Origin of the sequence: Lacihabitans soyangensis, from assembly GCF_024343775.1 — a bacterium.
Lineage (GTDB): Bacteria > Bacteroidota > Bacteroidia > Cytophagales > Spirosomataceae > Leadbetterella > Leadbetterella soyangensis.
In genome coordinates this window covers 46,274-62,206 of the sequence record NZ_RJUF01000020.1, presented here as the reverse complement: position 1 = coordinate 62,206, position 15,933 = coordinate 46,274, and the positions used below count along the sequence as shown (strand labels likewise).

The following is a 15,933-nucleotide window of genomic DNA, read 5'->3' as shown; positions in this document are numbered from 1 at the left end:
GCGGGTGACTATGCTGCCATTTGTGTAAACACTTGCGGAGAGAGCGGAAATAGTAACATCGTGAAGATTTCTATAGGTGCTGTGCCAAATGCTCCATTAATTACTACAGATAGAGTAAATGTTTGTGATACTGAAAAAGCGAGATTGGTAGCAGTAGGATGCACAGGAACTATCGAATGGAGCACAGGAGCCACGGGCGATATGATTCAAGTTGGAGCAGGAAGTTATACAGCTAAGTGTAAAAACTCATGCGGAACTAGCCTAGCTTCAAATATTATCAAAATTGAAACTGGAGGACGCCCTGCAGGACCGATTGTGGTGGCCAACAAAACAAGTATTTGTGGAGTTGATTCAGCTAAATTAACAGCAAGCGTTTGTAGCGGAACTGTTAAATGGAGCAATGGTAAAGAAGGAGCAAGTATTTTCGTAAAAACTGCTGGTTCTTATACAGCTACTTGTACTAACTCATGCGGTACTAGTTTACCATCTGATGCGGTAGTTATCACCGTTGGAGGTACCCCTTCTGCACCTATTATAACAGCATCTGCTACCAAAATTTGTGCGGGCGATTCAGCCACATTAAGTACAGATGGTTGTAATGGAACGGTTACTTGGAGCACCGGAGCTACTGGAAATAGCATTAAAGTTAAAATAGCAGGTTCGTATACAGTGAAGTGTACCAATACATGTGGAGTTAGTCCTAATTCTCAACCGGTAGTTATTGAAATAAAAACTACGGACTGTGGAACAGGATGTAATCTTCCGGCACTTGTTGTAGCGGCTTCTAAAACAGTTATTTGTGAGCCAGAGAATATTACACTCACTGCAACCGGCTGTACAACTGGTACAATAATTTGGTCTAACGGAAAATCCGGTAACTCAATAGTAGTTAAACCTGCGGTTACTACTACTTACTCGGCAGTTTGTAAAGTAGCTGATTGTGTGAGTCCGGTATCTAATATAGTTGAAGTCAAAGTTCAAAAAGCAACTAAACCAGTTGTAGCTTGTGCAACAGACATCATCTGTGCCGGTGAATCAATTACACTTAGAGCTTATGAGTGTGATGGTATAATCAAGTGGTCAAATGGTATGACAGGTAACGCAGTTGAAGTTAAACCAACAGCAACCAGCAAATACACAGCTGTTTGCGTGGTGGGTACATGTGAAAGTGAGAAATCTGACACATTATGTATCAACATCGGATTGCCTAACAAGCCTTTCATCACTTGCAAAACTTCGACTATCTGTCTTGGTGAAAGTATAGTGATTACAGCTCAAGGATGTGCTGGAACAGTAGTTTGGGCAAATGGTCAAACAGGATCAGTTCTCACAGTGACACCATCAACAGCAGGTACGTTCAACTACACTGCTAAGTGTAAATCTGTAGGAGGTACTTGTGAAAGCGAGTCTTCAAATGTGGTATCGGTTACAGTTGGGGCAGCAGTTCCTAAACCAACCGCCTTGGCTGAAATTAAGAATATCTGTCCATTTGAGACAGTTGATCTTAACAATGCCATATTGGGTACACCAAGCAATGAAAGTGCTACCTTCGAGTTCCATGTAAGTAACTCAGCCAATTCGACACTTATCACTACTCCAGGTATGGTAGGAGCAGGAAACTACTACTTGTTCGAAAGAAGCAAAGTGGGTTGCTACAGTGATCCAGTGGCTGTAAAAGTTACCATAACTGATTGTGGAACTGGTGGTGTAACTCCAGATTCTAGTAAGTTTGTCGATATTTCTGTCAAGAAAACTGCGGATTCGATTAAAGTTCCAGTTAATGGTTTTGTAAACTATTCAGTTGTTGTTAAAAATCTTAGAACTAATACGGCCACAAACCTTGTAGTTAGAGATATAATACCTGCTGGATTAGTAATAGAGTCAGTAAGTACCAACGCCAAATTGGAGAACGGTGCAGTGGTTGCTAAAATAGCCACATTGAGTAAAACAGATAGTGTGAAGTTTACATATCGTGCAAAAGTTATAGCAGCGGGTAAAATTGTCAACAAAGCAGAGCTCTTCTCTGTTGATCAAATTGATCCAGTATTGTCAAACAACACCAGTTTGTTCACTATAAACGATGTCTCAACAACTGACCTCGTAGGATTGAGCAAAAATGTTGGAACCATAACTAAAATAGCTACTAACAAGTACGAAGTACCGTTTACTTTCAATATCGCCAACATGGGTGCTACTAAACTTACTAAAGTGAAGTTAGTAGACGATTTAGGAGTGACATTTGGAAACGGTGTGGAAATCCTTGACGATACCATAGTTGTAACGGCTGCAACAGGACTGAAGGCTAATCCGAACTACACAGGTAGAGGAACCAACACCTCATTGTTGGTTGACTCTCTAAGTAACATCGAAATTGGTAAAACACTTTCAGTGAGCTTCAAAGTTAAAGTGGACATCACCAATGCCTCTAAAACTGAGTTCTTCAACACTGCCAAAGTGTTCGCAGGAACTACTCAGGCTATCAGCGATGTATCTACAAATGGTACAAACCCTGACCCAGATGGCAACGGTAATCCATTAGACAATGATGAGCCTACTAAAGTGACCTTCACTGTAGATTCTACCAAGGCAGGCATTGCAGCAGCATTGAGCGTTGTTGACTCATCAATGATTGACGAGTTTACCTACGAGGTGAAATACAGAGCTCTTGTTAAAAACATAGGATTCAGTGAGTTGAAAAACGTTTACTTGGTAGATACGCTAAGCAAAACATTCCCTGACTCAATCCAGTTTGCGGTAGAAGGTCAACCTACTGTTTCAGGTAAACTTGTCAAAAACGTAGCATTTGACGGTGACACTGATTATAGACTAACCTTACCAGACACCACATCTAAACTTGCCGCCGGTAAAGTAGATACAGTATTCTTTACAGTTAGACTGAAGTACAAGAAAAACTACGGTCCTTATCTGAACAACATTGTGGCCTACGGAACATCAACTACTGGTGTCATCGTGAGTGATATCTCAAATGCTGGAACACAGATTATACCATTGTCAAGTACTCCAACTATTTTCAGAATACCTAAAGACAGTACGTCTTCTACTAATCTTGTAGATTTGATCGAAATACCAGGTGGTTTCTCTCCAAATGGCGACCAAACCAACGAAACCTTAGAGTCTCTTGTACCTGAAGGTGTAGTAGTAGAAATGTTCGAAATCTACAACAGATGGGGTCATTTGGTTTGGAAATATACAGGAACCGAAAACGTACTTCAGGGTACTGTTATTAAGTGGGATGCAACTTCTAACACGGGTATGAGATTCGGACCAGAAGGTGTTCCAGATGGTACTTATTATTACTCAGTAAAAGTTAAAGATCAAGCTAAAGTCAGAAACGGATTCATTACAGTAGTTCGCTAATTTGAAGGAAAAAAAACGAAAATGTCGCCATTTAATAAATGGTGGCATTTTTTCGTTTATTATTAAAAGGCATGATTTTTGTTGTTTTTGTCATAATAGTTCTACCATAAATTACTTATGCATCCAAAAAACTTTTTGGTATTCTTTTTTTGCTTTTTTGCTTACGTGGGCTTTTCGCAGAGCACCTCGAAGCAATTAAAAAAGGCAGAGAATAGCACTAAAAGTTTGTCGTATGCCAATGCCATAGAATTATATGATGGCATTCTTAAAAAGTCAAAGAATCTTACTTCAGATGAAATCCAAAAAGCTAAGCTTAATTTGGCCGAGGCATATTATTTTGTAAAAGACTACAAAAACGCCGAAAAGTATTATGAAGAGGTTCTAGGCAATAACCCGACCCTAAAAGGGGACGAAATAAAGGCCTACCAGCGGTTTGCTCAAGTATTAAGTAGCAACGGAAAACACCAAGAATCTTCTAAGATTTGGATAAAATACACAGAACTGCAGGAACAAGACAAACGTGGCATAGAGTTCAGCAAGCTCTACGCCAACATGGACCCGCTCACTAGAAATACCCAAAGTTATAGAATTGAATATGTTGGTATAAACACAGCCAGTCCAGACTTTAGTCCCACATTTTACAAAGATGGCTTGGTTTTTGTTTCGAGTCGCAACAAAAATAATTCAGTTAAAAGGGTTTTTAAATGGGATAATTCGTCCTTTTTGGATTTATATTATTTAGAGGATTTAAAAGTAATTTCTAAAGAGGAAAACACCACTGCTGCTGTCGGTTCGGGTGGACAAGCCAGTGCCACCTCAAAATCAAAAAACACTACCGAAAAATTAGGTAATGATTATTACACACCACCCACCTCCAACGATGCCAACACCATTGCTCACACCGGTAGTGATCTCATAAATGGAAGCAAAGGCTATGAGGAAAACTCAGTGGTAGAAATCAAAAGTTTTAGCAAAAATCTAAACTCAAAATATCACGAGGGCCCGTGTACATTTTATGACAACGCCAACAAGATTATTTTTACCCGAAACGGCTCTTCTGATGTTGGTGGTTTGTTTGGTTCTAATAAAAAAGAAGGTATTACCCGTCTCAAACTCTACTCTGCAGAGAAAAAAGGCTCTGATTGGGGCAATATTAAAGAGTTAGATTTTAATGATGATAAATATTCTTGCGGTCACCCGTCTGTCAATTCAAAGGATAATTTTCTTTATTTTGTGTCAGACATGCCGGGCGGTTATGGCGGTACAGATATTTATATTTCGAGATTTATAAACGGAGCATGGTCGAAACCCGAAAACATGGGAGGGAAGGTTAACTCGGTTGGAAACGAAATGTTCCCATTTATAGACGAAGGTGGAAATCTATACTTTTCATCAGATGGCCTTCCAGGACTCGGTGACCTGGATATGTTCACAATTAAAACTGATCTTATCTCAGGAATGGCAAAGGGTATGGTCAGAAATCTCGGAGCTCCGCTCAACTCTAACAATGACGACTTCGGCATAATCACTGATCAAGAAAGAACCATTGGATATTTTAGCAGCAACAGAAAGCGTGGCGGTTCTGACGATGACATCTATAAATTCAACAGAGTAGGTGCAAAGTTTGGTTGTAGAGATCTAGTAGTTAATGTTTTCGACAAAGACACCAAGAAGCCTCTAGACAAAATGGTTTTTGAATATGGCGTTTCTTCGGTAAAAGGCAGTGTTGAAAATGCCACAACCAATGCATCGGGCACTATTAAGTTATGTCTAGAGGCCGACAAGGATTTTGTTTTTAATTTTACCAAAGAAGGTTACATCTCTCAAACAAAAAACTATTCAAACATAGATGCATCTGACTACGAGCCTGGAGTTCTTGAGGTGTTTCTGAAAAAAGAGGTAATCATACCGCAAGATATTGCAAAAGTAGAAACACCTAAAAAACGTGGAGAATTAATACAGAAGCGTACTGTTGGTGGCAATTCTAATATTTTCAGAGGTGTTATAACCGGTGGTGAGGGCGGCGAGCCTATTGCTGCTGTCAAGGTGAAATTCATTAATAAATGCACAGGCGAGGTGCAAGAAATGTACACCAAAAAGGACGGTAGTTACGAATTTAAGCGTGACCTCGAGTGTGACTATGAACTTATAGCAATGAAAGATGACTTTGGCTCAAGTTCTGAAATCATAGAGAAGTCAGTGAGAAAAACACTTTTTGGTAAAAAAGTAAAGAAGCCAACTTTTTCTCTTAATCTATTCGACACCAAACTATATAAGGTCGGCGACGTGATTAAACTTGAGAATATCTACTACGAATCAGACTCTTATAAGATTAGGGAAAATGCCAAAAAGGACTTGGATAAATTGGTAAACACACTCAAAAAATATCCAAACATGATAATTGAGGTGTCATCTCACACCGATACGCGTGGAAACTCTCTTATAAATCTAAGACTTTCTGAAAGCCGTGCAAAGGAAGTTTTTAAATACATTACCTCTCGTGGTATTGATAAATCCAGAGTAAAATCGGTGGGAAAGGGCGAGTCAGAACCACTTAATGCTTGTAGTGATGGTGTTCAATGCACCGAGGCCGAACACCAACGCAACAGACGTACGGAGTTTAAAATTCTTAAAATAGAAAAAATCTAACCTTTTTTTAGATTTTGAATAAAGTCAACAATTATTTTCGGTTTCGCCAGGTCGTCAAGTTCTTCTATGGTGTACCAGTTTCCATTTCCGATTGTTGAAGCAGATTTACATTTTACTTCTGTAAAAGCAATCTGTTGTTTTTGATGTGTAAGAATATGGTTGACTACTGGGTAAGTTTTAACTGATTCTACCTCAATATTGAACTCTTCAATAGTCTTTTCTAGGTTTTCGTGATAATCAAGATTTTCACTCTCGACGAGATAGAAATCATACATATTGGCCCAAATTTCGTTATCGGCTCGTTTTTTTAACCAATATCTACCCTTATGTTCGAAAACAAAATATTGAAAAAACTTCTGACTCACTTTGGTTTTTTTTGCTTTGATCGGAATCTGACTCACGCTTTTGTTCTCAAAAGCTTTACATTCGATGTTTATTGGGCATTCTTCACAATTCGGATTTTTGGGTGTGCATACCGTTGCTCCAAGCTCCATTACGGCTTGGTTATAATTTCCGGCATCAACATTTTTCATCAAATCAGTTGCAATATCAAATATGTTTTTTTGAACTGATGGACTATCGATTGGGTCAAAAATCTCAAAGAACCGTGTTAGCACACGCAAAGCATTTCCATCTATTGCGGGCACAGACTCATTAAAAGCAAAGGAGGCTATTGCAGCCGCGGTATAGCGACCCACTCCTTTTAGTTTTTGTAAATCTTTGAAGTTGTCAGGAAACCGTCCTCCATATTCCCGCACCACCACTTGGGCTGTTTTGTGCAGATTCCTTCCCCTTGAATAGTATCCTAAGCCCTGCCAAAGTCTCAGTACTTCACCTTCATTTGCGGCCGCCAATGCTTCCACAGTCTTAAAGTTTTCAACAAATTTCTCATAATAGGGCAATCCTTGCTGAACTCTGGTCTGTTGCAAAATAATCTCTGAAAGCCAAATATAATACGGGTTATCAGTGTTTCTCCATGGTAAATCACGCTTATTTTTTAAATACCAAGAGATAATTTTTTTTGCAAACATTTTGTTTATTGATTTTTTTTAAGTATGAAAATCGTCGCTTAACTACTTAATAACTAATAAATTATAAAAAAAAAGATAAAAGTTTTTGTGAGAATTCTCGCTAAACCTCTATCTTTGCAGTCCTAAATCTAAATTCATTTAGCTAAATAATAATTTTTTAACAAGTAAATTTAATAAATCGTGACGAAAGCAGAGGTTATTTCGATTATTTCGGACAAAACAGGAGTTGACAAAGCAGTTACTTCAATCACCGTTGAGGCGTTTTTTCAAACAGTTAAAGACAGTTTGGCAAGTGGAGAAGCCATTTATGTAAGAGGTTTCGGAAGTTTTGTGAACAAAAAAAGAGCAGAGAAAAAAGCACGTAACATTTCTCAAAAAACTACTGTAACAGTTCCAGCTCATTTCATCCCAAGTTTTAAGCCTTCAAAAGAGTTTGTTGAAGAGGTTAAAACAAATGTAAAATAATTTTGATTTGAACGGTTTGAACAAGAAAACGCATTTACTGATAATTGTATTAATAGGAATAGCGAGCTTCGCTTTTTTATTTACCAGGCCTAAGTCTGTAGTGAAAGATGTTGCTCAAACCGTTCAAGAATCAAAACCTGATAGTGTCAAGGCCTCAAAGGAGGCTGCACACAAACTTTCAGGTGATTCTGAAAAACTTTTGCAGTCTTTACAGACAAAACTCTCAGCTTCAACTTCTAAAAATGAGGTTCTAAAAGAAATTGCAGAACTATATTCTAAAGAGTCAGTATTTGACAGTGCTGGTTTTTATTTCGAGAAAATCGCTTTAAACAACCCGTCTGTTGAGAATTGGACACTAGCCGGAGATGCTTATTTTCAGGGTTTTAATCTTGCCTTGAGCCCTGCAAATATGGAGTTCTTGGTAGAAAAAACAAGACAGGCCTACAATAAAGTTCTGGCCTTGCAACCCGCTGATTTACACGCCAAAACAAACTTGGCGATGAGTTATGTCGGATCCGATTCACCAATGAAGGCCATCACGATGTTAAGAGAAGTTTTGGATCAAGAGCCAAAGTACATACCCGCTATCATGAGTTTGGGTGGTCTCTCGATGCAGTCTAATCAGTACGACAAAGCAGCTGCAAGGTTTCAGAATGTTTTACAAATAGACCCAACAAATGTCAATGCTAAATTGGGTTTGGCTTACAGTTTGATAGAACTAGACAAAAAGCCAGAAGCTAAGGCACTTTTAAATGATGTGTTGAAGCAAAACATCGATGCCGTTATGAAAGATGAAATTACAAAAACTTTGAATAGTTTAAAGTAATCACTATCTTTGCGGTTCGAAAAAAAATCGAATAAGGAATTTTACAATATTATATAAATTTTTAAAGCTATGCCTTGCGGAAAGAAGAGAAAAAGACATAAGATGGCGACTCACAAAAGAAAGAAACGTCTTAGAAAAAACCGTCACAAGAAGAAATAATTTTTCTTACAAATACATTTAAGTAAGCAGATATTGTTTATTCTGCTTACTTTTTTGTTCTTTTACAACTTGTTGCTATTCGATTCGTAGCAATTTTGTCATGTCATTCAGCATGTTTTTGAATCTTAAAAGCAAATTATTTTTTAAACTTTTAATTCTTACTCAATTTTGAGCAACGAATTATATATTTCTGCCACACCCAAAGGTGATAGAATAGCCTTATGTCAAGACAAAAGGCTAATCGAATACCATTTTGATGAAACCGAGCACCAGTTTTCTGTTGGAGATATTTATTTTGGTACAGTAAAAAAGGTGGTTTCAGGTCTCAACGCCGCATTTATAGATATTGGTTATGAAAAGGACGCGTTTTTGCATTACCATGATCTAAGTCCTAATATACAGTCTCTCAACAAGTTTACCAAAGACGTTATAGCCAAAAGGCCAGTAAGTCTTAAACTCAAGAATTTTCAGTCCGAGCCACAAATTGATAAATTAGGGAAAATAGTAGATGTTTTGTCTAAGAATCAACCTATTTTGGTGCAGGTGGTTAAGGAACCCATTTCGTCTAAAGGCCCAAGGTTGTCTTGTGACATTTCTATTGCTGGTCGTTACATTGTTTTGGTGCCTTTCAGCAATTCTATTAATATCTCAAAAAAAATCACAAGCAAGCAAGAAAGACAAAGGCTGCATAAGTTGATGTCCTCTGTGAAGCCTGAGAATTTTGGGGTAATTGTGAGAACAGTTGCCGAAAATATGGAAGTTGTAGATCTTCAAAGAGATTTGGAGAACTGTATCGAGAAATGGGAAAATGGTCTAAAGCTACTCAAAAATGCAAAGCCGAGAGATAGAATAGTTTCAGAAATGGACAGAGCCGCCTCTATACTTAGAGACATGCTCAACGACGACTTCGATTCTATCGTAGTAGATACCAAAGAGACTTTCGACAGCATGCGTACATTGCTGCAAAATATTGCTCCTCAAAAAGAGAAAATTCTCAAGTTGCACAGTGGTAAAACCAAAGTTTTTGAGCACTACGGTATTGAGAAACAGTTGAAATCTCTTTTCGGGCGTTCGGTAAGTCTTCCAAGTGGAGGCTATTTGATTATCGAGCATACCGAAGCTCTACACGTAATTGATGTAAACAGCGGTAATAAATCTACCTCTGAGGTAGATCAAGAAGCTACGGCATTGAGCGTTAACAAAGAAGCCGCCGTAGAAATTGCTCGCCAGTTGCGTCTGAGAGACATGGGTGGTATAGTAGTGGTGGACTTCATAGACATGAAGAAAGTAGAGAACAAGCGTGATGTACACGAAGCTCTCAAAGACGAAATGAAGACCGACAGGTCTAAATATACAGTTTTACCAATTTCGAAGTTTGGACTTTCGCAAATTACACGTCAAAGGGTTCGTCCTGAGATGAATGTGGTTACGAGAGAAACTTGTCCAACTTGTAGCGGAACGGGTACCATACAGGCAAGTATAGCCGTTACTGATCTCATAGAAAACAACTTGGAGTATTTGTTGACAAAACAAAACGAGAAGAAAATCAGCATCATTCTCCATCCGTTTATTTATGCATATTACAAAGAGGGATTAATTTCAAAACAAATGAAGTGGTTCTTTAAGTATAAAAAGTGGATTAATCTCATCAAAGACTCATCACTGGGAATGGTTGACTATCATTTCTTAGATTCAAACGGGGACGATATAGAGTTGAACAATTAAGAATATTCTATTATAAGAAAAGACTTTAATCCATCGGATTAAAGTCTTTTTTGCTTTTAAGGAATGTAATCTAGAGTAGTTTACTATGCTTTATCTACTTCTGTATATTTTTTCTTGAACAAATACATTAAGCCTGCAAATAACAATACTGAGATAGCAACATAGGGCAAAGGTATTGTATCAAGCTTCTCTATTTCAGGAGAAATTTTCTTTTGATTTACCATGTGCATAAGCACTACCGCAAGGCCGTTATTGAATATATGGGCGAATATTGGTACCCAAATATTTCCCGACCAATAATACAAATAGCCAAATAAGGCTCCAAGGAACATTCTTGGGAAAAAGCCGTAGAATTGCATGTGAATACCACTAAATATGATAGCCGAAATCCAGATGGCTAAATGGTAGTTCTTGATTCCTAAAAGTAATTTTCTTTGAATTAATCCTCTGAATATCAATTCTTCACCTACTCCTGCTATCACGGCGATAACAATTAATGCGACAACCAATTGTATTGGAGAATCAAACTTTGTAAGGAAATCAGTAAGTGTTTTTGCACTATCTTCCATGCTTTTCATGATCAACTCCAGCCATTCGAGGCTAGCAGGAAGTTGCATTTTCTCGTTTAAACTCTGGACCCAACCACTAAATGGACTGAAGAATAACTGAATGAGTATGACGAAACCAAATATCTGAATTGAAGGTAATGCTTTAAAACTCAGGTCACTGAATTGCTTTTTTTCCACAGCATACCAAAACAATAAACCCGGTAGAATGAAAGTGAAAATAGAGGCAACACCTTGTGAAAGCATCATGGCCCACCAACCGTTTTTGGAGGTCATCAGTACATCAATTAGATTGCCAATGTTACTTAGTTCAATTCCTGACATTAGAATCATCAGTCCACCTGCCACTATTTGGGCCAAAACCAGCGAGATGAGCAAAATGACAAACAAAATCAGGAGCGAAGTACCAGGTTTGTTTTCTTTGGTTGTTTGTAAATATTGTAGAAAATCCATAACAGCTAGGCTAAACTTGTCTATTTAAAATGCAAATATCTGTCATTTATCTCTGAAAATCATAAATTTATGTACAAACGGTCGTAATTTTGTGGTTCAATAGTTTACAATGGTAAAAATAGGAAATATAGAATTAGGTGAATTTCCGCTTTTGTTGGCACCGATGGAAGACGTGAGCGATCCACCGTTTCGTCAGGTATGCAAAGAAAACGGTGCTGATATGATGTACACGGAGTTTGTTTCATCAGAAGGTTTGATCAGAAATGCCCATAAAAGTGTACAAAAGTTAGATATTTTCGAATACGAACGTCCTATCGGAATTCAACTATTCGGTAGTGACGTAGATACGATGGCCGAATGTACCAGAATTGCCACAGGTGCAAATCCTGACCTTATTGACATCAACTACGGTTGTCCGGTGAAGAAAGTGGCATGTAGAGGTGCTGGTGCGGCACTATTGCAGGATGTTCCATTGATGACCAAAATGACGGAAGAAGTGGTGAAAGCCACACATCTACCGGTAACAGTAAAAACACGTTTAGGTTGGGACGAAAGCACCAAGAATATTGAGGAAGTAGCTGAGAGATTACAAGATGTGGGCATACAGGCATTGAGTATTCATGGACGTACACGTGCACAATTATACAAAGGCGAAGCAGATTGGACATTGATAGCCAAAGTAAAAAATAATCCAAGGATCAAAATTCCGATTTTTGGTAATGGCGATATTGATTCACCTGAAAAGGCTTTGGATTATAAAAACAGATTCGGGGTGGATGGGATTATGATTGGTCGTGCTGCTATAGGGTATCCCTGGATTTTTAATGAAATTAAACACTTTTTAGCAACAGGAGAATATCTTCCTGCACCTACCATGGAGCAAAGAGTAGCAGCTGCAAGGCAACATCTTAAGTTTTCAATACAATGGAAAGGCGATACACTGGGTATGTTAGAGATGCGTAGGCATTACTCAAATTACTTCAGAGGACTTCCGCATTTTAAAGAATATCGTATGAAACTAGTACAGACTCTCGATAAAGATGAACTTTTCGAAACTTTAGACATAGTTTTGAAAGAATTTGATGGAGTAGTGTTAGAGTCTAAAGCGAAGGTGGTGGAATATGGTGGAGCGGATTAACTAAATGAAAAAGGAGGCTTTAGCCTCCTTTTTCATTGAAATTATTAAATTGATTCAAATTCAATCCACCAATACAGCATCGCCGCTCAAGACATCGTTTTCAACATTCTTGAATTTTACGTCTCTTTTAACCACGCCGTTTCTGTACTGTACGTTAACTCTGTCGTTTCTATTCGCCACTTTTTGCGATTTAGCAGGAGCAAGCATTTGTGGTTTTGCACCTTCTTCGGCACCTTCGGCTCTGTTTGTAGAGAGTTTTGGCTTATTAGAGCTTTGTACAGGAGCGGCCTGTTGGAATCTCATTTCGGCCACATTGGCTTTCATCAAGAAGCCTACCGTCTCCGTATTTACTTTCTTTAAGAAATTTTGGAACAATTCAACCGCCTCAAATTTATAAATCAATAACGGGTCTTTTTGCTCATAAGAGGCGTTCTGAACTGACTGTTTCAGGTCGTCCATGTCTCTTAAGTGTTCTTTCCACTCAGAGTCAATTACGTTGAGAGAGATATTTTTTTCCATTTCTAATATCAACTCCCTGCCTTCAGTTTCTACCGTTTTTCTCAAATCCACATAAATAGCTATGTGATGATTTCCATCACCCACAATGGCCATAAATGGCTCACCTTCCATGGCTTGTCTGTCGTTCAGAACATTTCTTAAAGCTGGAGTGATATTTTTTCTGATGGCCTCATTCTTTTGCTTGTAATGGGCTTCTGCTTGGTTATACAATTTATGGATAAGGGCAGAACCTCCTTTAGCAAATTCAACTTCAGTGATTTCAGGTTTCATTCCGAGGCGTTGCATGGCTCTTACCTCAAACTCGTCATAATTTCCTTGTGTACTTTTTATCAAATCCGCACAAGTGTCGTATATAATATTGGCAATGTCAAGTGCTAATCTATCGCCAAACAAGGCATTTTTTCTTCTTTTATAAATCGTATCCCTTTGGATGTTCATCACATCATCGTACTCAATCAGACGTTTACGCATGCCAAAGTTGTTTTCCTCTACCTTGGTTTGGGCTCTTTCTATGGAGCTGGTAATCATAGAGTGCTGAATAACTTCGCCTTCTTCCATACCCATACGGTCCATCACCTTGGCTATACGGTCAGAGCCGAACATACGCATCAGGTTGTCTTCCAAACTCACAAAGAACTGTGAAGAACCTGGGTCACCTTGACGTCCAGCTCTACCTCTCAACTGACGGTCAACTCTTCGAGACTCATGACGCTCAGTACCAATGATGGCCAAACCACCTGCTGCTTTACTTTCTGGGGTAAGTTTAATGTCAGTACCTCTACCCGCCATGTTGGTGGCTATGGTTACAGTTCCTGGTTTACCAGCTTCGGCAACTACATCTGCCTCACGAGCGTGCTGTTTTGCGTTAAGTACTTGGTGAGGAATCTTTTTGATAGTCAACATTCTACTCAAAAGCTCGGAGTTTTCTACAGAAGTAGTACCCACCAGCACCGGGCGACCAATATTTACCATTTCAAGGATTTCATCCCCAACAGCATTGTATTTCTCTCTTACAGTTTTGTAAACTTTGTCTTGTCTGTCATCTCTAATGATGTCTCTATGTGTCGGAATAGAAATAACATCGAGCTTGTATATTTTCCAGAATTCACCAGCTTCGGTTTCAGCGGTTCCAGTCATACCACAAAGTTTGTGGTACATTCTGAAATAGTTTTGAAGTGTAATGGTCGCATAAGTTTGTGTAGAGTCTTCCACTTTTACGTTTTCTTTGGCCTCTACCGCTTGGTGTAATCCATCAGACCATCTACGGCCATCCATTATACGACCCGTTTGCTCATCAACAATTTTCACTTTGCCATCCATCAAGACGTAATCAACGTCGATTTCAAAAAGCGTGTAGGCTTTCAATAACTGGTTTACTGCATGAATACGCTCAGCTTTAGTTGAATAATCTCTAATCAGTTCATCGTTCTTCAAGATTTTATCCTCTTTGCTGATGTCCATTTTTTCAATAGCCGCCATTTCAACGCCTAAGTCTGGCATTGTAAAGAAATTGGCGTCAGAATCATGTGAAGATAGAAAATCTAAACCTTTGTCAGTAAGCTCAATGGAGTTGTTTTTTTCTTCTATCGTAAAATACAAAGGGGCATCGGCCTCAGGCATCAATTTCTGATTTTCAGCCAAATAAATTGCCTCAGTTTCGAGCAAAAGTTTTTTGTTACCAGTTTCTGATAAGTATTTTATCAAAGGCTTACTTTTAGGCAAACCTCTATGTGCTCTGAAAAGTGACAATCCGCCTTCTTTTTTCTTACCTTCGGCAATTAATTTCTTGGCTTCTACCAAGAATCCACTCACCAATTGTTTTTGGGCCTCTACAATTTGAGCAATACGTGGTTTGAGGGTATTGAAAAGTTCGTCATCGTTTTTCTTGGTCATTGGTCCACTGATAATCAATGGCGTACGAGCATCATCTATCAAAACGGAGTCAACTTCATCCACCATGGCGTAGTGGTGCGGTCTCTGAACCAATTCTGTTGGGTCATTGACCATGTTGTCTCTCAGGTAATCAAAACCGAACTCGTTATTTGTGCCATAAGTAATGCCTGCATTGTAGGCTTTTTTTCTCGCGTAAGAATTGGCTGGGTGAATATCAATACAATCACAAGTTATGCCATTGAATTCAAATATCGGTCCCATCCACTCAGAGTCACGTCGAGCAAGGTAGTCGTTGACCGTTACTATGTGTACTCCTCTTCCAGCCAAAGCATTTAAGAAAGCTGGAAATGTTGCCACCAAAGTCTTTCCTTCACCAGTGGCCATCTCCGAGATGTTGCCTTTATGAAGTGAGGCACCACCTATAATTTGAACATCGTAATGCTCCATATCCCATTTGATGAGATTTCCTGCGGCCAACCATTCGTTTTTCCAAATGGCTTTATCACCTTCTATTTGGATGTGTTGTTTGGTCATGGCCAATTCTCTATCCAAATGACTTGCTGTAACTTCGAGCGTGCTATTTTCTTTGAACCGACGTGCTGTTTCTTTTACTATGGCGAATGCTTTTGGGAGAATTTCAAGTAAAACTTCTTCAAGTTCAACGTTTCTCTTAAGCTCCAATTCGTCAATTTTCTTGAATATCAATTCACGTTCGTCTATCAGCATGTCAGGATTATTATCCGAACTTGCTCTCAATGCTATCACTTCGTTGTCAATATGAGCAAGTTTGTCTTTTATGTATTGCTGCAGATCGGCCGTTTTTTGTCTAAACTGGTCGTTGGTAAGTCCGGCAAGTTTCCTAAATTCTTCATTAGTTGCTTCGACATAGGGGCTAAGTGCTTTTATGTCTTTGTCTGATTTTGTGCCAAAAACCTTGGCAATACTCTTTGTTAAAAAATTGAACATGTTTATATCTTAAGTTCTTAAATGTCTATTTTAATGAAATGCAAATTTACTGAATTTCAACGTTTTGTTTACAAGAATAGTGCAGCAATTACAAATTTAGGGATTTACGGTCAAATTGACAGATGAGATTGATTTTGTTTAAATCTATAAAAAACTGAAAACAAG

9 protein-coding genes are annotated in these 15,933 nt (G+C 38.6%); 6 read left to right on the top strand and 3 right to left on the bottom strand.

The features are described 5' to 3' along the window. Positions 1-3,378, top strand: a 3,378-nt coding sequence (locus EGI31_RS09040) for a T9SS type B sorting domain-containing protein (RefSeq protein WP_255036906.1), incomplete at its 5' end; no start/stop codon positions are given. A gap of 117 nt (positions 3,379-3,495) precedes the next feature. After that, on the top strand, positions 3,496-6,027 hold the full coding sequence (locus EGI31_RS09035; protein ID WP_255036905.1) for an OmpA family protein: 2,532 nt from the start codon (positions 3,496-3,498) through the stop codon (positions 6,025-6,027). Here EGI31_RS09035 and mutY read toward each other — a convergent pair. After that, on the bottom strand, positions 6,024-7,058 hold the full coding sequence (gene mutY, locus EGI31_RS09030) for an A/G-specific adenine glycosylase (protein ID WP_255036904.1): 1,035 nt from the start codon (positions 7,056-7,058) through the stop codon (positions 6,024-6,026). The two genes, EGI31_RS09035 and mutY, sit on opposite strands and share 4 nt — an antisense overlap. Before the next feature lie 180 nt (positions 7,059-7,238). On the opposite strand from mutY, the gene EGI31_RS09025 reads away from it, so the two are divergent. From EGI31_RS09025 to EGI31_RS09015, 3 genes are all read left to right on the top strand, one after another. Next, positions 7,239-7,523: an HU family DNA-binding protein gene (locus EGI31_RS09025; RefSeq protein WP_255036903.1), complete on the top strand. Its 285-nt coding sequence runs from the start codon at positions 7,239-7,241 to the stop codon at positions 7,521-7,523. Between the two features lie 7 nt (positions 7,524-7,530). Then, positions 7,531-8,349, top strand: coding sequence for a tetratricopeptide repeat protein (locus EGI31_RS09020; protein WP_255036902.1), 819 nt, complete (start codon positions 7,531-7,533; stop codon positions 8,347-8,349). 327 nt (positions 8,350-8,676) lie between these two features. After that, positions 8,677-10,233: an Rne/Rng family ribonuclease gene (locus tag EGI31_RS09015; RefSeq protein WP_255036901.1), complete on the top strand. Its 1,557-nt coding sequence runs from the start codon at positions 8,677-8,679 to the stop codon at positions 10,231-10,233. Positions 10,234-10,316: 83 nt separating this feature from the next. Here EGI31_RS09015 and EGI31_RS09010 read toward each other — a convergent pair whose 3' ends face one another. Then, a complete protein-coding gene (locus EGI31_RS09010) occupies positions 10,317-11,252 on the bottom strand; it encodes a CPBP family intramembrane glutamic endopeptidase (RefSeq protein ID WP_255036900.1) in 936 nt (311 codons plus the stop codon). Positions 11,253-11,361: 109 nt separating this feature from the next. Between EGI31_RS09010 and dusB the strand changes: the two genes are divergently transcribed. Continuing rightward, positions 11,362-12,390: a tRNA dihydrouridine synthase DusB gene (dusB, locus tag EGI31_RS09005; RefSeq protein WP_255036899.1), complete on the top strand. Its 1,029-nt coding sequence runs from the start codon at positions 11,362-11,364 to the stop codon at positions 12,388-12,390. A 60-nt stretch (positions 12,391-12,450) separates the two neighbouring features. On the opposite strand, the gene secA is transcribed toward dusB, so the two are convergent. Then, complete coding sequence (gene secA / locus EGI31_RS09000) at positions 12,451-15,768, bottom strand: preprotein translocase subunit SecA (protein WP_255036898.1); 3,318 nt, start codon at positions 15,766-15,768, stop codon at positions 12,451-12,453. Positions 15,769-15,933 lie beyond the last annotated feature (165 nt).

Excerpts from the sequence above, each read along its gene's own strand:
- EGI31_RS09035 (WP_255036905.1), top strand. The coding sequence starts at position 3,496 with ATGCATCCAAAAAACTTTTTGGTATTCTTTTTTTGCTTTTTTGCTTAC.
- EGI31_RS09010 (WP_255036900.1), bottom strand. The coding sequence starts at position 11,252 with ATGGATTTTCTACAATATTTACAAACAACCAAAGAAAACAAACCTGGT.
- mutY (WP_255036904.1), bottom strand. The coding sequence starts at position 7,058 with ATGTTTGCAAAAAAAATTATCTCTTGGTATTTAAAAAATAAGCGTGAT.
- secA (WP_255036898.1), bottom strand. The coding sequence starts at position 15,768 with ATGTTCAATTTTTTAACAAAGAGTATTGCCAAGGTTTTTGGCACAAAA.
- dusB (WP_255036899.1), top strand. The coding sequence starts at position 11,362 with ATGGTAAAAATAGGAAATATAGAATTAGGTGAATTTCCGCTTTTGTTG.